Consider the following 19,568-nt stretch of genomic DNA (forward strand, 5'->3'; position numbering starts at 1 on the left):
GTCATTGCGAGCGCAGCGAAGCAATCCAGAAAGCCACAAGAAAGAACTGGATTGCTTCGCTGCGCTCGCAATGACGGGGAGAGGCTTGTCGCCCTGTCGCGGCCGCGCCATACTTGTCTGACAACTGACAACATCATGAGGAGCGGGAATGCCAAAGATCTTGATGACAGGCGCATCGGGCGGCATCGGCACACGCTTGCGCGAATTGCTGCCGCCGATCTATCCCGATCTCGTGCTGAGCGATCTCAACACGCCGCAAAACCTCAAATCCAGCGAGACGTTCAAACAGGCGGATCTCGCCGATCTCGCCGCTGTGGAGTCCATCTGCGAGGGCGTCGATGGCATCCTGCATTTCGGCGGCTTCTCGGTGGAAGGCCCGTGGGACACGATCCTGCAAGCCAATATCATCGGCTGCTACAATCTGTTCGAAGCTGCGCGCAAAAAGGGCGTGAAGCGCATCGTGTTCGCGTCGTCGAACCATGCCGTCGGCTTCTATCCGCGCCACAGCAAGATCCCGCCGGATGTCACCGCACGGCCGGACAGCCGCTATGGCGTCAGCAAGGTGTTTGGCGAAGCACTCGGTGCGCTCTATGCCGACAAGCACGGTCTCTCCGTCACATGCCTGCGTATCGGAAATTTTGGTGACATGCCGCTCGACAAGCGCCGGCTGTCGATCTGGCTGAAACCCGAGGACTTGGTGCAGCTCTGCCAGATCGGCATCGCGCATCCCGATATCCATTTCGAGGTGCTTTACGGCGCCTCCTATAACGAGCGCGCTTGGTGGGACAACACCCGCGCCTACGAGCTCGGCTATCGCCCGACCGGGAAAGGCGAGGATCATCGCGAACACGCGATGGCGGAACAGGCCAAGCTGAAGCCCGATCCGGTCGGCGATTTCTATCAGGGCGGCGCATTTTGCAGCGCCGAATTTTCGGGTGATTTCAGCAAGGTCTGGCAAGCGAAATAGCGCCGGCGATGCGGCGTCTTTCCCTCTCCCCGTTCTTTATGTTCAGCCCGGACAGATCACTGACAGGTGTTCGGAGACATAGCTGACACATCCATATTGGGTGGAAGTTCCTTTTTGGGAGGCTTCCATGCCGTGGTGCGAGGTGTCGGTAATGGATCAGAGGTTGGAGTTCGTGCGGCTGGCGCTGCAGGACGGTGCGAACCGGCGGGAGTTGTGTCGGCGGTTCGGCATCAGTCCCGACGTCGGCTACAAATGGTTGGCGCGGCATGTCGGCGGCGATGCGGAGCTTGCCGATCGCTCGCGCCGGCCACATGCCAGCCCGCGGCGCAGTGCGGCAGCGATCGAGGGGCAGGTGCTCGCCATTCGCGATGCCCATCCGGCCTGGGGCGCACGCAAGATTGTCCATTGCCTGAGCCGCGACGGCCTCGTGCCGCCGGCGGCTTCCACTGTACATGCGATCCTGCAGCGCCATGGCCGCATCATCGTGCCGCCGAACGGTCCGGGGCAGCCGTTCACGCGCTTCGAGAAGGACACCCCGAATGCGCTGTGGCAGATGGATTTCAAGGGCCATATCCCGCTGGCCGACGGCACGCCGTGCCACCCGCTCACCATGATCGACGATCACTCGCGCTATGCCCTGCGTCTTGCCGCCTGCAGTAACCAGCAGCGCATGACCGTGCAGGAGCAGCTGACGCAGACCTTCCGTCGCTACGGACTGCCCGACGCATTGTTCGTCGATAACGGCCCGCCCTGGGGCGACAGTTCGCAATCGCGCTGGACCGGCTTGCGGGTCTGGCTGCTCAAGCTCGGCGTCGAGGTGATCTATGCGCGGCCGCTGCATCCGCAGAGCCGCGGCAAGAACGAGCGCTTCCATCGCACGCTGAAGGCCGAAGTGCTGGCCGTGCGTCGCTTCAACGGCTTCACCGAATTGCAGCGGGCCTTCGATACATGGCGCAGCGTCTACAATCTGGAGCGCCCGCATGAGGCCTTGGGCATGGCCGTGCCGGCCAGCCGCTACCGGCCATCGCTGCGATCGATGCCTGAGCGGCTCGCAGACATTGTCTACGCCCCGGGCGACATCGTCCGCAGCGTATCGACCCAGCGCGGCGCCTCGATCAGCTTCAAGGGGCAGCCATGGCGCGTGCCACGCGCTTTCCGCGGCGAACATTTGGCCATCCGCCCGAGCGGTATCGATGGCCAATACGGCGTTTTCTTTGGCAGCAGGCAGGTCGCAACCATCGACTTGACCCGCCGCAAAAGTGTCAGTCATGTCTCCGAACAGGTGTCAGCTATGTCTCCGGGCTGAACAAAAGGGCGGGGAGAGGTTAGGTCAGCGCTCCGCTATGCAACATTGACATCCGCTCCCACGGCTCCATAAGAACCATTCAAAACAAGCAGCGGGAACGCACATGGCCGACGGATTGCGCAAGGGGCTCACGAGTTATGGCGATGCCGGCTTTTCGCTGTTCCTGCGAAAAGCCTTCATCAAGGCCATGGGCTATTCCGACGATGCGCTCGACCGCCCCATTGTCGGCATCACCAACACTCATAGCGATTACAATCCCTGCCACGGCAACGCCCCGCAGATCATCGAGGCGGTGAAGCGCGGCGTCATGCTGGCCGGCGCGCTGCCGATGGTATTCCCGACCATCTCCATCGGCGAGAGCTTTGCGCATCCGACCTCCATGTATCTGCGCAATCTGATGGCCATGGATACCGAGGAGATGATCCGCGCCCAGCCGATGGATGCGGTGGTGGTGATCGGCGGCTGCGACAAGACCCTGCCGGCGCAGATCATGGCGGCGTTGTCGGTCGATCTGCCCACTGTCGTGATCCCGGTCGGACCCATGGTGGTCGGCCATCACAAGGGCGAGGTGCTGGGCGCCTGCACCGATTGCCGGCGCATGTGGGGCAAGTTCCGCGCCGGCGAGATCGACCAGCAGGAAATCGATGCCGTCAATGCGCGCCTCGCGCCGTCCGTCGGCACCTGCATGGTGATGGGTACGGCCTCCACCATGGCCTGCATCACCGAAGCCATGGGCCTGTCGCTGCCGATGAGTGCGACCATCCCCGCACCGCATGCCGAGCGCTTCCGTTCGGCTGAAGCCAGCGGCAAGGTCGCGGCCGAGTTGGCGAAGAACAAGGGGCCGAAGCCGAGTGAGTTCCTGACGCCGGGCTCGTTCCGTAATGCGCAGGTGGTGCTGCAGGCGATCGGCGGCTCCACCAATGGTCTGATCCATCTCACCGCGATGGCCAACCGCACGCCGAACCGCATCGATCTCGGCGCCTTCGACGATCTCGGCCGCGACGTGCCGGTGCTGGTCGATCTCAAGCCGTCCGGCGATCATTACATGGAGCATTTCCATCATGCCGGCGGCGTGCCGAAGCTGATGGAGCAGCTCGGCGACCTCATCGATCTCGATGCGAAGTCGGTCACGGGGCAGACGCTGCGCGAGATCGTCGCCAGCGCCGAAGACGTGCCGGGGCAGGACGTGATCCGCTCCAAGGACAATCCGATCAAGCGCGAAGGCGGCCTCGCGATCCTGCACGGAAATCTCGCGCCGCGCAGCGCCGTGATCAAGCACGCGGCCGCCTCGCCAAAGCTGTTGCAGCACACCGGCCGCGCCGTGGTGTTCGAGTCCGTCGAGGACATGACCAACCGCGTTGATGATCCCGATCTCGATGTGAATGCGGATGACGTGCTGGTGTTGCGCAATGCCGGCCCCAAGGGCGCGCCGGGCATGCCTGAGGCAGGCTATCTGCCGATCCCGAAGAAGCTCGCGCGTGGTGGCGTGAAGGACATGGTGCGCATTTCCGACGCGCGCATGAGCGGCACCGCCTTCGGCACCATTGTGCTGCACATCACGCCGGAAAGCGCGGTGGGCGGCCCGCTGGCGCTGGTGCGGAATGGCGACATGATCCGGCTGGATGTGGCCGGCCGCCGTATCGACCTGTTGGTGGATGACGCAGAACTCGCAAAGCGCCAGGCCGCATTGCCGAAGCCGGAGACGCCGGACTGGGCCAAGCGCGGCTACGCGCATCTGTTCCACACGACGATCTTGCAGGCCGATGAAGGCTGCGATTTCGACTTCATGACGGGCGAGGGGAAGGGGTAACTCTTTCTGTCGTCACCCGGCTTGACCGGGTGACCCAGTAAACACGTTAGCTCTTGAATATACTGGATCGCCCGGTCAAGCCGGGCGATGACAAGCGAGAGTTTGGCAACTACACCCTCTCAAATTCTTCCTTCACATCCGCAATATCCGCCAGCGTCGGTAGCCCAGCCTCATTGCCGAGCTTCTGGATTTTGTGCGTCGAAGCCGCGCGCGCGAACTGGAAATGCTCCGACCAGCTCGCACTCGGATTCGCGAGATACGAATACACATAGGCCCCGTGAAACACGTCGCCGGCACCATTGGTGTCGATCACCTTGTCACGCGGGATCTTGTAGGCCGGCTGCGTATGCACCGCGCCGGCCTCGTCATACCAGAGCAGGCCGCGCTCGCCGAGCGTGACGCCGCCGACGCGGCAGCCGCGGCTCTTGAGATAGTCCAGCATCTTCTCCGGCGTCAGGTCCATCTGCTCGCACAGGCGCTCGGCGACGATGGCGACGTCGATATATTCCAGGAGCTCATGCGTATTGGTGCGGAGACCGCCGCCGTCCAGCGAGGTCAGGATGCCGGCCTCGCGGCAGAGTTTCGCATAATGGATCGCCGCATCCGGCTGATGCCCGTCCACATGCAGCGCGCGGCAGGCGCCCAGATTGAGCAGCGGAAACGGATGGATGTGCTCGTCGTCGCGACAGCGGACGATGGCGCGCTTGCCGTCCTTCGGCATGATGAAGGACAGCGAGGATGACGCCACTTTGCGTGGATGAATCTCGATATTGTACTTCGCACTCATGTCCATGAACATGCGCCCGAGCCAGTCATTGGCCACGGTGGCGATCAGGTCGGGCACGATCCCGAGCTTGGCGCAGGCAAAGGCGGCGGTGACGGCATTGCCGCCGAACGAGACCGCATAATCGGAGGCGACATGCTTCTCGTCGCCGGTGGGCATGTGGTCGGTGATGAAGGTGACGTCGATATAGGTCTGTCCGATAAAGAGCGCTTTCATGAATCCGTCCGTCGCGTCAGGGTGATGGCGGTGCGGCCGCCGGCATCGGCCACCTCACGCAGCTTAGCAGCGCCGCCGCCGCCCGCCATCGAAATTGTGCGGTGCCGCAAGATCGTCCCGCGACTCCTGTCTGTGCCCCCGTCATGGCCACACTGGGGCAAATCGGGCGTTGAAACTGCGTCGTCTTGACCGCTCCGCCGGAAAAGCTGCCATAGTGGCCGGATAAGAAACGGGAAGGAGCAAGCGATGATCACCGGGCTCGATCATGTCGTCATTCTGCTGGACGATCTGGAGGCAGGCATCGCCACCTATCAGACGCTGTTCGCGCGAAAGCCGTCCTGGCGCAGCACCAGCGAAGGCGCGGAGCTCGCGATCTTCACGCTCGCCAATATGTCCGTCGAACTAATGGCGCCCCATGGCGACGGCACCGCCGCCACGCGGATCCGGGCTGTGCTGCCGGAAAGCGGCGCGACACTGGCCAGCATCTGCTTTGCCACCTCCGACATCGCAAAGATGCATCGCCGCCTCGATCGCGTGGCGCTGAAGCCGGACCCTGTCACCGAGGTTGAAAGCCGGGATCGCAACACCGGCGCCGTGTTGTCCTGGAAGCGCACACGTGCGGCCACCGATCACACCCGCGGCGTGCGTCAGTTCTTTCTCGAATTGAACGGCGAGCGCGAGGTCTCGACCAGCACCGCCGAGACGCCGATCGTCGGCCTCGATCACATCGTCGTCTCGACGCAGGATCCCGAGCGTGCCGCTGCGCTTTATGGCGCGCGGCTCGGCCTCGATCTCGCGCTGGATCGCTCTAATCCTGATTGGGGCCACCTGATGTTTTTCCGCTGCGGCGACCTCATCGTCGAGGTGGTGAAGCGCCCGCATGACCAGGGCGACGTCAATCGCGATCAGCTGTGGGGCATGACATGGCGCGTCGCCGATATCGATGCCGTGCGCGAGCGTCTGCTGGCCGCCCATGTCACCGTCTCCGAGGTCCGCAACGGCCGCAAGCCCGGCACCCGCGTCGCCAGCCTGAAAGACGGCACGCTGGGCATTCCGACACTGCTGATCGAGCGGACGGAGAGGGAAGGGTAAATCGTAGGGCGGATGAGGCGAAGCCGTAATCCGCCGGCCGACCTTATAGCTGAAACTGCGCGGCGGATTACGCTTTGCTCATCCGCCCTACGGATGAACCGCGCATCACCGCACGAAATGCCCCACACCCTGCCATAGCAGCACGATCGAGATCACCAGCAGCATGGCATAGGCGATGTTGTAGAACAGGTTTGTCGGTGTGCGTTTCACCAGCCAGATGCCGGCGAAATTCGTCGCCACGGCCGCTGGCAGCAGCAGCAGCGATGTCGCGAAATTCGCGGTGTTGAATTGGCCGAGCGCGAGATACGGCACGATCTTCAGCGCATTCACGATGGCGAAGAAGATGGTCATGGTGCCGACCAGCACCATTTTCGGCAATCGCTGCGGCAGCACATAGACCTGAAACGGCGGCGCGCCTGCCTGCGTCATGAATGACGTGAAGCCCGAGACCGCGCCCCAGAATACGCCGGCGGCTGGCCCCATACGGCGCGGCTCGATTTGTGCGCGCTTGCGCCAGACATCGACAACGAAGACCAGGCCGATCAGGCCGACAATGATGCGCACCGCATCGTCTGAAATGATCGCGGCGAACAACCATGCGATCGCCATACCGATGATGGCGCCGGGCAGCATGATCTTGAGGTTCGATGCATCCCATTCGCGGCGATAGACATAGAGCGAGATCAGGTCTTGCGTGATCAGCACTGGCAGCAGCAGGGCTGCGGCTTCCAGCGGCGGCAGATACAGCGCCAGCAGCGGTGTCGCCGCAATACCGACACCGGCGAAGCCGCCCTTGGACAGGCCGAGGAACAGCACGGCCGGAATGGCGACGACATAGAAGAATGGGTCGGTGATGATGGTGGGCACGGCAGGATCCAGTTGGGTCGCGCTGTGATAGCGATGCGATCGCTAAAAGGCGACGGATGTTTGTGCATACTCGCCAGACCGTATGCTGTTCTCAATGCTGCAACCGCATGCTACAGGCGATGAGGTTGCCGGTGTGATCCATCATCCCGGTCAGCGACAGGGACAACGTTTGGCCAAGAAACAAACAATCAAGCCAACGATCAGGAAACGATCGACCAAGGCGGGCAGGGTAACGAGGTGGCAGCGCGATCCCGAGGGCATGCGCCTGCGCATCCTCGAAGCGGCGACCAAGGAATTCGCGTCACGGGGTCTCGCCGGCGCACGCGTCGACCGCATTGCAGCAGCCGCGGGCGCCAACAAGCGCATGCTGTATTACCATGTCGGAAAGAAGGATGATCTCTATCTGGCGGTGCTGGAAGGCACCTATGCCAAGATCCGCGCCGAAGAGCGCACGCTCGACCTCGAACATCTCGATCCGCCGGAAGCCATCGAGAGCCTGATCACCTTCACCTGGAATTACTTCATCCGTAATCCGGAATTCCTCGCGCTGCTGAACACCGAGAATCTGGAGCGGGCGAAGCACATCAAGCGCTCCGACAAGGTGAAGTCGATGCATTCGCCCTTCGTGGAAATGATCCGCGAAGTGGTGCTGCGCGGCGTTGCGTCTGGCGATTTCAAGGTCGCGATGGATCCGGTGCAGCTTTACATCTCCATCGCCGGTCTCAGCTTCTTCTATATCGGCAACAATGCCACGCTGAGCGTGATCTTCGGCCGCGATCTGCTCGCCAAGGACGCCAAGGACGAGCGTCTGGCGCATATGGTGTCCCTCATTTTGGGTGCGCTGACGGGGCGTTCGGCTGCGGAGATTGCGGTGCCAACTCCGCAGACGATAGCCGCGCGCGTGGCCCAATAGCGCCTCGGCCGTAGCCCGGATGGAGCGTAGCGCAATCCGGGATTCAGCGTTTCAGTCAGATCGCCGGTCCCCGGATGACGCTGTGCTCCATGCGGGCTACGAGGTCCGCTTTCCCGACGTAAGCTTCTGAATTCACTTCATAAAAATTTGTAATTAATCGCCCAATTGACAACGCAACTCGTGTGGCTAGTATTTATCCAACGAGTTAATTGCGACCGCGAAGCCGGCATTTGGGAGACGAAACGCGTGAGTGAGAAAAAGGCGCCAGGAGCAGTGACCAGACTGCTGAATTCATCGTGGCTGCGCCCGTTCATCTTTCTGCTGTTCATCATCGCCGCATGGGATCTCTCGATCCGCATCTTCGGCATTCCGGCCTATCAGATCCCGGCGCCGATCGACGTGGTGAAGGTGCTCTACACCGATTGGCCCGAACTGCTGTCGCAGTCGTGGCCGACGACTTACGCGACGCTGCTCGGCTTCCTCGCTTCTGCCGTGTTCGGCATTCCGATCGCGATGCTGATCGCCGGCTCGCGCACGGTGGAGAGCTATGTCTATCCGCTGCTGGTGTTCTCGCAGTCGATCCCGAAGGTCGCCATCGCGCCGCTATTCGTTGTCTGGTTCGGCTTCGGCATCATTCCGAAAATCATCTCGGCCTTCCTGCTCGGCTTCTTCCCGGTGGTGGTCTCCGCCGTGCAGGGCTTCAAGTCCGTCGATCCCGACATGGTCGATCTCGCCCGCGCCATGAAGGGCAGCCGTTTCCGCGTGTTCTGCGCCGTGAACCTGCCGCATGCGATGCCGGCGATCTTCTCGGGCCTCAAGGTCTCGGTCACGCTCGCCGTCGTGGGCGCTGTGGTCGGCGAGTTCGTCGGCTCCAATTCCGGCATCGGCTATGTGCTGCAGCGCTCCATCGGCACCTTCGATCTGCCGACCATGTTCGCAGCGCTCGTCATTCTCGCACTGCTCGGCGTGATCCTGTTCTGGCTGGTCGATCGCATCGAGCGGATTGCGATTCCGTGGCACGTCAGCCAGCGCGCTGATGTCTTCGTCGCGTCCTGACCGGGCGCCAAACTGCAAAACGCGGCCCGACTGAACGGGCCGCCTTCACCTGCTTCAAAGGGAGGCTGACTATGCTGAAATGGGTTACCGCTGTTTCCACCGCTGTTTCCACCGCTGCGATCACCGCAGCCATCGCCTTCACCACGCCGGCCGCTGCCGCCGACAAGGTGACGCTGATGCTCAACTGGTATGTCTATGGCGAGCACGCGCCGTTCTATTACGGCAAGGCCAAGGGCATCTATGCCGCTGAAGGCATCGATCTCGACATTCAGGAAGGCCGTGGTTCGGCCAACACCGTGCAGGCCGTCGCTGCCAAGACCGTGAACTTCGGCTATGCCGACGTCCCGACCATGATGCGCGCCGCCGTGAAGGGCGCCCCGGTGGTCGCCACCGGCGTGCTGCTGCAGACCACGGCCATGTCGGCCATGGGCTTTGTCGAGAAGAACATCAAGAAGCCCGAAGACCTCAAGGGCAAGACCGTTGCCGTCACGCCGGCGGATGCGCTGAGCCAGATCTGGCCGCTGTTCCTCAAGAAGGCCGGCCTCAAGGAAAGCGATCTCAAGACCGTCGCCGGCGATGCGCAGACCAAGCTGAACGCCGTCATCAACGGCCAGGCCGATGTGCTGCTCGGCTACGTCATGGATCAGTCCATGAAGATCAAGGATGCCACCGGTAAGGACGTCAACGCGATCAAGTTCGCGGATTACGGCATCCATCTCGTCTCGTCGGGCATCATCGCCAATACCGATTGGGCCAAGGCCAATCCGGATCTCGTCAAGCGCTTCATGAAGGCGACCATCAAGTCGGTCGAGGAAGCCCAGAAGGATCCGAAGCTCGCCGCGCAGTCGATCCTCGATGCCAACCCCAAGGGCGGCAAGATCGACACGCTCACCCAGGGTTTCGAGCTCACCACCCAGTTCTACAAGACGCCGGAAACCAAGGACAAGCCGGTGTTCTCGGTCACCGACCAGAACATGAAGGAGTCGGTGGAGCTGATGGTCGAATATGGCGGTCTGGAAGCGAAGGCCAAGGACAATCCGAAGGCCTTCTACACCAACGACTATCTGCCGAAGTAAGCGAACGCGAATAGGACGACCGATGACTGCAACGATGAAAGCCACGAACCTCATGAGCGTCGATCAACCCAGCGCGCATCTTCGTGTCGTGTCGGAGCAGCCGCAAAGCACGACGTCGGGGATCAATCTCTCCGGCGTCTCCAAGACCTACGGGACCGGTGACGGCAAGGTGCAGTCGCTGCGTCCCCTGGACTTCCACATCAATGACGGCGAGTTCTTCGTCGTGGTCGGTCCCTCCGGCTGCGGCAAGTCCACGCTGCTGAAGATGATCTCGGGCCTGTTGCCGCCGACCACCGGCGAAATCCGCGTCGATGGCAACAAGGTCACCGAGCCTCATGGCGATGTCGGCATCGTGTTCCAGAACGCGCTGCTGCTGCCGTGGCGGAACATCCTGAACAACGTGCTGATGCCCATCGATATGAAGGGCGAGAAGCGCGAGAAATATACGCCGCGCGCCAAAGAGCTGCTGAAGATGGTCGGCCTCGAAGGCTTCGAGAAGAAGCTGCCGTGGCAGTTGTCCGGCGGCATGCAGCAGCGCGCCTCGATCTGCCGCGCACTGGTGCACGATCCCAAGATCATGATGATGGACGAGCCGTTCGGCGCGCTCGATGCCATGACGCGCGAGAAGATGAATGTCGAGCTGTCGCGCATCCAGCGCACCACCGGCAAGACGATCTTGCTGATCACCCATTCGATTCCCGAAGCGGTGTTCCTCGCCGACAAGGTGCTGGTGATGACCGAACGCCCCGGCGGCATCGCGGCGATCTACGACGTGCCGCTCGGCCGCGAACGCAATCTCGATGTGATGTCGAACCCGATCTTCACCGATCTGGTGGCCCGCATCCGCAAGCATTTTATGACCAACAGCACGCTGGACTGACGGCGATGCGCATAAACCCATCCCCGTCATTGCGAGCCCTGGCGAATTGGAGAATCCAATTCGCTGGGCGAAGCAATCCAGTTCTTTGCCAAAGCCTGGATTGCCGCGTCGCTTCGCTCCTCGCAATGACGGCTGAGAGGTCGTAGCTCCCAATGACATCAGCCCCACGCATCGCCTTGCGAGACATTACGCTGTTCGAGCGCCCGACGGCGTTTGTGCGGCCGTTCCGCTTTGGCAGCGTGACGGTGCATGCAGCACCACAGGCGTTTGTGCGCGTCGAGCTCGAAGTCGAGGGCAGGGGCGTGTTCGTCGGCGCTTCCGCCGAGTTGATGGTGCCAAAGTGGTTCGACAAGCGGCCGCATCTCGCCATCGATGACACCGTGAACGAGCTGCGGCAGTCGCTGGCGATCGCGAAGGACCTCTATCGCGCGCAGTCCGGCTTCATCACCGCTTTTGGTCTGCATGCCGCCTGCATCGGTGCGCAGATGCAGATGTGCGCCGCACGAGACATCCCGCCGCTCGCGGCATGTTTCGGTCCCGCCGAGATCGACAAGGCCGTGCTTGACGCCTTGCTGCGCGGTCTCGGCACCGATTTCTTCTCCGGCATGAAGGCTAACGTCGCCGGCCTCACGCCGCGTCTTGCGCCCGATCTCGGAGCCGATGATATCGCGACCTTCCTCGCCAGCCGTGAGCGCCTGCCGCGCGTCGCGCTGCGCCACACCGTCGGTCTCGATGACGTGATCGAAGGCGAGGGCGGTGTCGCCGATCCCTCGGAGAATTCGGGCGCGCGCTATTTCAAGCTGAAGATGAATGGCGATCCCGATGCCGATGCAAAGCGCCTGACGCGGATCGGCAATGCGCTCGCCACGCTGCCTTACGACTATCAGGTCACGCTCGATGCGAACGAGCAATATGCCGATCTCGAAGCGCTCTGCACGCTCGTCGATCGCCTCGATAAGGACACAGCCCTCGCGCCGATCGCGTCAAAACTGCTCTATATCGAGCAGCCGATGCCACGCGATATCACGCGCGAACAGCCGCTCGGCATGCTCTCCTCGCGCTCCTTCATCATCGACGAAGCCGATGACAGCTGGGATGCATTCCCGGCCGCCAAGCAACTCGGCTATCGCGGCATCTCGTCAAAGTCCTGCAAGGGCTTTTACAAATCCATCGTCAATGCGACCCGCGCTGCCGCGTGGAGCGCGCAGGGCGCGCCGCATTTCATCACCGGCGAGGATCTCACCTGCCAGGCCGGCCTCGGCGTGCAGCAGGATCTCGCGCTCGGCGCGCTGATCGGCGTCACCCATGCCGAGCGCAACGGCCATCATTACGTCGATGGTTTTGGCTTCGCGCCCGCTGGCGAGGCGGAGGCCTTCCTGCAGGCCCATCCCGATCTCTACAGCCGCGATGAGGATTTCATCCGCCTGCAGATCAATGACGGCGATCTCCTCACGGAATCGCTCACCACTCCCGGATTTGCATCCGGCGCACATCCGGACTGGACGGCACTCACGCCGCTCGCAGTCCCTGAACCAAAAGTCCTCCAGGAGTCCTGACTATGGCTGTCCACCGCCTCGGCATTATCATGAACGGCATCACCGGCCGTATGGGTCTCAACCAGCATCTGATCCGTTCGATCGTTGCGATCCGCGCGCAGGGCGGTGTCACGCTCAAGAACGGCGACCGCATGATGCCGGATCCGATCCTGGTCGGCCGCAATGCCGAGAAGATCGAAGGCCTCGCCAAGCGCTTCGGCATCGAGCGCTGGACCACCGATCTCGACAAGGCACTGCAGGATCCGAACGATACCATCTTCTTCGATGCCGCGACGACCCAGGCGCGCCCGGGCCTGCTGCAGAAGGCGATTGCCGCCGGCAAGCACATCTATTGCGAGAAGCCGATTGCGACCAATCTCGCGGAAGCCCTCGACGTCATCAAGGTCGCCAATGCCAAGGGCCTCAAGCACGGCACGGTGCAGGACAAGCTGTTCCTGCCGGGCCTGAAGAAGCTGGCCATGCTGCGCGACTCCGGTTTCTTCGGCCGCATGCTCTCGGTGCGCGGCGAGTTCGGCTACTGGGTGTTCGAAGGCGACTGGCAGGAAGCCCAGCGCCCGTCCTGGAATTACCGCGCCGAAGACGGCGGCGGCATGATCCTCGATATGGTCTGCCACTGGCGCTATGTGCTCGATAATCTGTTCGGCGAAGTGGAGGCGCTGACCTGCCTCGGTACCACCGACATTCCGGAGCGTTGGGACGAGCAGGGCAAGAAGTACAAGGCGACCGCCGATGACTCCGCTTACGCCACCTTCCAGCTCAAGGGCGGCGTCATCGCCCACATGAACATGTCCTGGGCCACGCGCGTCTATCGCGATGACCTCGTGACCTTCCAGGTCGACGGCACCCATGGCTCGGCTGTGGCCGGTCTCACCGAGTGCATGATCCAGGCCCGCCAGGCGACGCCGCGTCCGGTCTGGAATCCCGACGAGAAGCGCACCCACGATTTCTACGGTGACTGGCAGAAGGTTCCTGACAACACCGTCGATGACAACGGCTTCAAGGTGCAGTGGGAAATGTTCATCCGCCATGTCTGCGAGGACGCGCCCTACAAGTACACGCTGCTCGAAGGAGCCAAGGGCGTGCAGACGGTCGAATGCGCGCTGCAGAGCTGGAAGGAGCGTCGCTGGGTCGATGTTCCCGCACTCAAGGTCTGAGGTCTCGTCATGAACAAGCCAGTCCAGTCCACCACCGGCTCCTCGCTGTCGTTGAAGCTGCCGACCGCCGATCGCAGCATCGAGACTTATCGTCTCGCAGCCTCGCGTTCGTTCCCGGCCAAGCTCACCGGCACGCTCAACCGCGTCGCCTTCTCGGCGGCGCATGTGGTGGCCGATCCGCTCGCTGAATGCGATCCGTGGCTCAATCAGGCCATCGATTGGGACAAGACCATCGCATTCCGTGAACATGTGTGGGATCTCGGCCTCGGCGTTGCCGAAGCCATGGACACCGCCCAGCGCGGAATGGGTCTGGACTGGCCGACTTCACTCGAACTCATCACGCGCTCGGTGAATGCCGCGAAGCCGCGTAACGGCCTCGTCTTCTCCGGCGCCGGCACCGATCACCTCGCGGTGGAAGATGCAAAATCCATCGACGACGTGATCAAGGCCTACGAACAGCAGTTCGAAGCCATCGAGAAAGTCGGTGGCCGCATCATCCTGATGGCGTCGCGTGCGCTGGCCAAGCTCGGCAAGAATGCCGACGATTATGCCAAGGTCTATGATCGCATCCTGTCACAGTCGCAGAACCCGGTGATCATCCACTGGCTCGGCGACATGTTCGATCCCGCGCTGACCGGTTACTGGGGCACGGCCGATCTCGGCAAGGCGATGGACACCGCCACCGATGTCATCAATCGCAATGCCGCCAAGGTCGATGGCGTGAAAATCTCGCTGCTCGATGCGCAGCGCGAGATCGACATGCGCCGTCGTCTGGTGCCCGACGTGAAGATGTATACCGGCGACGACTTCAACTATGCCGAACTGATCGCCGGCGACGACAAGGGCTATTCCCACGCGCTGCTCGGCATTTTCGATGCCATTGCGCCGGCTGCTTCCTACGCGCTGTCACGTCTCGCAGCAGGCGATGAAGCCGGCTTCCATGATGTGCTCGGCCCCACGGTGCCGCTGTCGCGTCACATCTTCAAGGCGCCCACGCGCTTCTACAAGACCGGCATCGTCTTCATGGCTTATCTCAACGGCCATCAGGATCACTTCACCATGATCGGCGGGCAGGAGAGCACGCGCTCGACCCAGCATCTCGCCGAACTGTTCCGTCTCGCCGACAAAGCCGGCCTGCTCGCCAATCCGGAGCTTGCGGTTGCGCGGATGAAGTCGGTCATGGCCACGCGCGGAATCGACGCCTGATCATGCGTGACTTTTCCAAGGACCATCGCTGGCTGTCGCTGAATACGGCGACAATCCGCAAGCAGGGCGATTTCGTCGCCATCGCCGAGGCCTGTGCCCGTCACAAGATCCGCGGCGTCTCGCCCTGGCGCGATCAGGTCGCGCATGTTGGTTTGGATCGCGCGGTGAAGGCGGTGAAGGACCACGATCTCGAACTGTCCGGCTATTGCCGTGGCGGCATGTTCGTGGCCGACGCCGCGCATCGCCAGGCCGAGCGTGACGACAACAAGCGCTGCGTCGATGAAGCTGTGGCGCTGGGCTCGCCCTGCATCGTGCTGGTCGTCGGCGGCCTGCCGCAATATTCGCGGCCGGGCAGCGTGACGTCGAAGGACATCATCGACGCCCGCAACCAGGTCGATGACGGCATCGCCGCGATGCTGGATTACGCGAAGCAGGCGAAGATGCCGCTTTCCATCGAGCCGCTGCATCCCGCTTACGCCGCCGACCGCGCCTGCGTGAACACCACCGAACAGGCACTCGACATCTGCGATCGTCTCGATCCCAACCGCACCGGCATGCTCGGCGTCGCGCTCGATGTCTATCACATCTGGTGGGACCCGCAGATGCTCGGCCAGATCGAACGGGCAGGGCAGGACCGTCTGCACGCATTTCACGTGTGCGACTGGCTGGTGCCGACGAAGGATATCCTCAACGACCGCGGCATGATGGGTGACGGTGTCATCGACATCAAAGCGGCCCGCGCGGCCGTCGAGGCGCAGGGCTTTGCTGGTTACTCCGAGATCGAGATATTTTCGGAGCACTGGTGGAGCAAGCCGATGGATGAAGTGCTGCAGACCTGCATCGAGCGGCATAAGACGGTGGTGTAGCTTTAACGCCGCGGCGCGTGGTCTCCCTCCCTCCAGCCGCGTAGCGGCGCAGTGGGGAGAGTGGCGCGTAGCGCCGGGTGGGGTGTCTCCCCACGGAAGGACGTCACGTGGGGAAACACCCCACCCGTCTCGAAGCTCGCTGAATGCTCGCTTCTCGCCACCTACGACGGACGAATTCGTCCGTCGGACCCCACGGCGCCGCTGCGCGGCTTGGGGGAGGGAGAAGAAGAGTTCGCCTCGCCGCTGCAACGTGTGTCTCAGCCCTTCCTACGCATTCTCGTCAGACAGCTCAGGGGACCGTCGCCCCGTCAGCGCGCCCTCCAGCAATCCGATCAGGCTCGTTCCCAAATCCTGCGCCGTCTGGATCGTCGTGCAGGCGGTGTAATAGCGTTTCACGTCGAATCCGATGCCGAGGGCGAATAGTTCGATGTTCCCCTTGGCCTCGATGCCCGCGATCACCTCGCGCAGATGCGCATCCAGAATATCCGGCTCGTTTGCATCAAGGGTTGAATCGTCAGCGGGGGCACCGTCCGAGATCACGATGATGATCTTGCGCTTCTCTGGACGAATTGTGAGACGCTCCGACGCCCAGATCAGCGCTTCGCCGTCGATGTTCTCCTTCGGCAGGTCCGGGCGCAGCATGTGCCGGATGCCCCATCCCAGCCGTACCGCCTGGTTGTCATCGGCAGATCGGTAGATGATATGCAGCAATTCACACAGGCGCCCCGGCGCTTTCGGGCGAAACCACCACCGCCAGAATTTTCGTGGATGTCCGCCTTTCCAGGACACCGTGGTGAAGCCCAGTATTTCGATCCGGTAGCCGAGATGGGCCAGAAACTCCTGCGCGATGTCGGTGGCTGCAGCGGCCAGCAGCATCGATTGCCCGCGCATCGAGCCGGATTGATCGACGAGAAGGGTGATCACCGTGTCGGCGCGATCATCGTGGGTCGTGACGTGCCTTATCCGCTCCGACGCTGCGAGCGCGTCGAGATGAACCCGCATCTTCCAGTCGATTAAACCTGTCTGGAAAATGTCCCAGGCTTTTTCCAGAGATGCCGTGCTCTCCACTGAGAGCGGGCCGAGCACGCTGTCGAGTTCGTCCGCTGTAACGATGTGGTCGAATGCGCGGGTGTAGATCCGGTAGGTACCGTGAGCCGCTGACGCCACCATCGCTGACCCCTTATCGTTCAGTCGCGCCTTAAGGTTGCGTCACTTTAGTTCGTGTTTTGTTCTTGACAAGTGTCGTAGGGCGGATGAGCCGAAGGCGTAATCCGCCGGCCGAGCGCATGTGGCTAAGAATGGCGGATGACGCTGCGCTCATCCGCCCTACGACACACATAAAGATGTTCTTCTTTTGTTCTTGACAATGTCCCCAATCGGGAATATCCTCCCGCCCGTTTCGTTCGTGAGGGGCGCTTTCATGAGGCGTCTTTAAGCGGGGCGGAATGCGGCGCCTGCGGGCAGGGGAGGACGTACCTCCTGCACTCGGGTGGTCGGGGGTAACCGTCCGACCCCACTATGGGGGTCTGCCGCTAGTGCGGCTGGACGTGGTGCGGGTGAAGGCGGGGAAACCTGTCGGATCGAGTCTCCTGCGGGAGACTGCCCAGTACCCGGAAGAACGGTCCTTCGGCCAATAGAACGTCGCGGTGGCACGCCGTAAGGCGTTGCGCGGTCGCGGTTTTGCTGGCGATCCAGCAGGACGGGCTGCGTCAGTCCCACCACATCGCGCCTTGCGGCGTGCTGCCTCCCCTCATCGCTGGAGGGGAGTTCTACCCGACGCCTTGGACGCTCCGGCGTTGCGAGGTCGGAACACTGTGTCTCCCCCGCTACCACCACCGGTAAATCCCTTGATGCGACGCACCAATTCATTGACAGGAACCGAGGTGAGCGCTTACTCACGCCGCTATGACGACTCTCCGCATGACCCATGATCTCCGGCGCGAACTGATCCTGTCAGCCGCCAAGCGCTGCTTTGCGCATAACGGCTTTGCCGGCACCACGACCAAGAGCGTGGCCGCGGCTGCATCGATTTCGGAAGGGCTGCTGTTCAAGCATTTCCCGACCAAGTCGGCGCTCTATGCCGAGATCCTGGCGGAGGAATGCAAGGCCGATCCGGGCTTGAACCAGCTGCTGGATCTGCCGCCTTCGACCGAGACGCTGGTGATCCTGATCCGCGAAATGGTGCGGCATTTTCTCGATATCGCTCGTCAGCAGGACGATGACGACGAGGAAGCGCAGCGTCTGCGCCTTGTCACCATCAGCTATCTCAACGACGGCGAATTCGCGCGCCTGATGCATGAGAAGATCGCGGGCATCATCGGCTCGGCTTTCGTCGCGGCCTATGGGCAGGCGGTGAAGACCGGCGACGCGCGCGCATCCTCGCAGTCGCCCATGAATCTCTTTTGGTTCGCGCATCACGCGGCGATGACCACGTCGCTGTCGCTGCTGCCGACCGTGCCAAGTCTCGCTTACGGCAAGGCAGAAAGCCTCGATCTGCAACTCACCGAATTCATCCTTCGCGGGATCGGACTGAACGACGATGCCATCGCATCGCATATAAACCGCGCGCTGCCGCCCGAACTGATGCAGGCGCACGCGACCACGACAGAAAGCGCATAAGATGACCATGACCCAAAATCCACCCACAGCGCATCAACAGCCTGTCGGCGAGAAGCCGCGCAAGCGTCCGCGGACGCTGAAGTGGTTCATCATCATCGGCGGGTTGCTGGTGCTGCTGGTCGTCGCCATCGTCGGCTTCAACGCGTTCCGCGCGCATATGATCAAGCAGTTCTTCGCCACCATGAAGCAGCCGCCGATCAATGTGAGCATTGCGGAGGCGAAGTCCGAAGTGGTGCCGAACCTGATCGGCGCCGTCGGCGATCTCGCCGCCGTGCATCAGGTCAATGTGTCGTCCGACACCAATGGCCGCGTCACCGAGATCATGTTCCAGGCCGGCGCGACCGTGAAGAAGGGCCAGCCGCTGGTGCAGCTGTTCGACGGACCGGAGCAGGGCGACCTCGCCAATTTCAAGGCGGCCGCATCCGTGGCGCGCATCAATCTCGATCGCGCCAAGCAGCTGGCCGAGCGTCAGGTCGGTCCGCAGGCGACCGTCGATACCACGCAAGCCGTATATGATCAGGCGCTCGCCAGCGTTTCCAAGACCGAAGCGGTGATTTCGCAGAAGCAGGTCCGCGCAGCCTTCGACGGCGTTCTCGGTACGCGCCGCATCGAAGTCGGCCAGTATCTGACGGCCGGCACGCAGATCGTGTCGCTCACCGATCTGTCCGCCGTCTATGCCAACTTCACCGTGACCGAAAAGGATTCCGGCAAGCTCGCGGTCGGCCAGGTCGTGCGCATCAAGGTCGATGCCTATCCGGGCCGCAGCTTCGAAGGCAAGCTCACGACGATCGAGCCGCAGATCTCCGCCGATACGCGCAACATCCGCGTGCAGGCGACGATCCAGAATCCGGAAGGCATCCTGAAGCCCGGCATGTTCGCGACAACGACCGTCGTGCTGCCGGATAAACCTGCCGTCGTCACCGTGCCGGAAACCGCCGTGGACTACACACTCTATGGCGACAGCGTCTATCTGATCGAAGAGAAGAAGCTTGAGGACGGCAAGACCGAGCTGCACGCCATCCGCACCTTCGTGCGCACCGGCGACCGCATCGACGGCCGCGCCGTGATCACCCAGGGCGTCAAGGCCGGCGATCGCGTCGTCGCCGTCGGCCAGCTGAAGCTGCAGTCGGGTGCATTGGTGCAGATCTCATCTGATCCGCCGCCGAAGATTCCCGCCAAGCCGCCGCTGAACTAAGGACG

17 protein-coding genes are annotated in these 19,568 nt (G+C 62.4%); 14 read left to right on the forward strand and 3 right to left on the reverse strand.

The annotated features are described in order from the left end of the window. Positions 1 to 148: 148 nt before the first annotated feature. The 3 genes from RPMA_RS10395 to RPMA_RS10405 all read left to right on the forward strand — a co-directional run bounded on the left by RPMA_RS10395 (position 149) and on the right by RPMA_RS10405 (position 4,083). On the forward strand, positions 149 to 967 hold the full coding sequence (locus tag RPMA_RS10395; RefSeq protein ID WP_211912737.1) for an NAD-dependent epimerase/dehydratase family protein: 819 nt from the start codon (positions 149 to 151) through the stop codon (positions 965 to 967). A 127-nt stretch (positions 968 to 1,094) separates the two neighbouring features. Continuing rightward, a complete protein-coding gene (locus RPMA_RS10400; RefSeq protein WP_211912318.1) occupies positions 1,095 to 2,273 on the forward strand; it encodes an IS481 family transposase in 1,179 nt (392 codons plus the stop codon). Between the two features lie 103 nt (positions 2,274 to 2,376). Further along, positions 2,377 to 4,083, forward strand: coding sequence for an IlvD/Edd family dehydratase (locus RPMA_RS10405; RefSeq protein ID WP_211912738.1), 1,707 nt, complete (start codon positions 2,377 to 2,379; stop codon positions 4,081 to 4,083). A 109-nt stretch (positions 4,084 to 4,192) separates the two neighbouring features. Here the strand turns inward: RPMA_RS10405 and RPMA_RS10410 are convergent, their stop codons facing one another. Further along, the gene (locus RPMA_RS10410) at positions 4,193 to 5,083 is read right to left on the reverse strand and encodes a sugar kinase (RefSeq protein ID WP_211912739.1); all 891 of its coding nucleotides are present in this window, start codon (positions 5,081 to 5,083) and stop codon (positions 4,193 to 4,195) included. 246 nt (positions 5,084 to 5,329) lie between these two features. Here RPMA_RS10410 and RPMA_RS10415 point away from each other — a divergent pair, with 246 nt between their 5' ends. Further along, the gene (locus RPMA_RS10415; RefSeq protein WP_211912740.1) at positions 5,330 to 6,175 is read left to right on the forward strand and encodes a VOC family protein; all 846 of its coding nucleotides are present in this window, start codon (positions 5,330 to 5,332) and stop codon (positions 6,173 to 6,175) included. Between the two features lie 105 nt (positions 6,176 to 6,280). On the opposite strand, the gene RPMA_RS10420 is transcribed toward RPMA_RS10415, so the two are convergent. Beyond that, positions 6,281 to 7,042, reverse strand: coding sequence for a sulfite exporter TauE/SafE family protein (locus tag RPMA_RS10420; RefSeq protein ID WP_211912741.1), 762 nt, complete (start codon positions 7,040 to 7,042; stop codon positions 6,281 to 6,283). Between the two features lie 259 nt (positions 7,043 to 7,301). On the opposite strand from RPMA_RS10420, the gene RPMA_RS10425 reads away from it, so the two are divergent. From RPMA_RS10425 to RPMA_RS10460, 8 genes are all read left to right on the forward strand, one after another. Next, a complete protein-coding gene (locus RPMA_RS10425; protein WP_211912742.1) occupies positions 7,302 to 7,955 on the forward strand; it encodes a TetR/AcrR family transcriptional regulator in 654 nt (217 codons plus the stop codon). Between the two features lie 246 nt (positions 7,956 to 8,201). Next, complete coding sequence (locus tag RPMA_RS10430) at positions 8,202 to 9,011, forward strand: ABC transporter permease (RefSeq protein ID WP_211912743.1); 810 nt, start codon at positions 8,202 to 8,204, stop codon at positions 9,009 to 9,011. Positions 9,012 to 9,082: 71 nt separating this feature from the next. Beyond that, complete coding sequence (locus tag RPMA_RS10435) at positions 9,083 to 10,087, forward strand: ABC transporter substrate-binding protein (protein WP_211912744.1); 1,005 nt, start codon at positions 9,083 to 9,085, stop codon at positions 10,085 to 10,087. Between the two features lie 22 nt (positions 10,088 to 10,109). After that, entirely contained in the window at positions 10,110 to 10,967 is an 858-nt protein-coding gene (locus tag RPMA_RS10440) for an ABC transporter ATP-binding protein (protein ID WP_249225621.1), read from the forward strand. A gap of 152 nt (positions 10,968 to 11,119) precedes the next feature. Further along, positions 11,120 to 12,523 carry a hypothetical protein gene (locus tag RPMA_RS10445; protein WP_211912745.1) on the forward strand — a complete coding sequence of 468 codons (1,404 nt, stop codon included), beginning with the start codon at positions 11,120 to 11,122 and terminating at the stop codon, positions 12,521 to 12,523. Positions 12,524 to 12,525: 2 nt separating this feature from the next. Next, a complete protein-coding gene (locus RPMA_RS10450; protein ID WP_211912746.1) occupies positions 12,526 to 13,677 on the forward strand; it encodes a Gfo/Idh/MocA family protein in 1,152 nt (383 codons plus the stop codon). Between the two features lie 9 nt (positions 13,678 to 13,686). Next, the gene (locus tag RPMA_RS10455; protein WP_211912747.1) at positions 13,687 to 14,883 is read left to right on the forward strand and encodes a dihydrodipicolinate synthase family protein; all 1,197 of its coding nucleotides are present in this window, start codon (positions 13,687 to 13,689) and stop codon (positions 14,881 to 14,883) included. Positions 14,884 to 14,885: 2 nt separating this feature from the next. Further along, a complete protein-coding gene (locus RPMA_RS10460) occupies positions 14,886 to 15,749 on the forward strand; it encodes a sugar phosphate isomerase/epimerase family protein (RefSeq protein ID WP_211912748.1) in 864 nt (287 codons plus the stop codon). 267 nt (positions 15,750 to 16,016) lie between these two features. On the opposite strand, the gene RPMA_RS10465 is transcribed toward RPMA_RS10460, so the two are convergent. Next, a complete protein-coding gene (locus RPMA_RS10465; protein WP_249225622.1) occupies positions 16,017 to 16,919 on the reverse strand; it encodes a cobaltochelatase CobT-related protein in 903 nt (300 codons plus the stop codon). Between the two features lie 735 nt (positions 16,920 to 17,654). Here RPMA_RS10465 and RPMA_RS10470 point away from each other — a divergent pair. Together RPMA_RS10470 and RPMA_RS10475 are read left to right on the forward strand one after the other, a co-directional pair. Next, entirely contained in the window at positions 17,655 to 18,368 is a 714-nt protein-coding gene (locus RPMA_RS10470; protein WP_211912749.1) for a TetR/AcrR family transcriptional regulator, read from the forward strand. 7 nt (positions 18,369 to 18,375) lie between these two features. Continuing rightward, a complete protein-coding gene (locus RPMA_RS10475; protein WP_408056545.1) occupies positions 18,376 to 19,563 on the forward strand; it encodes an efflux RND transporter periplasmic adaptor subunit in 1,188 nt (395 codons plus the stop codon). Positions 19,564 to 19,568 lie beyond the last annotated feature (5 nt).

Source organism: Tardiphaga alba (genome assembly GCF_018279705.1).
Lineage (GTDB): Bacteria > Pseudomonadota > Alphaproteobacteria > Rhizobiales > Xanthobacteraceae > Tardiphaga > Tardiphaga alba.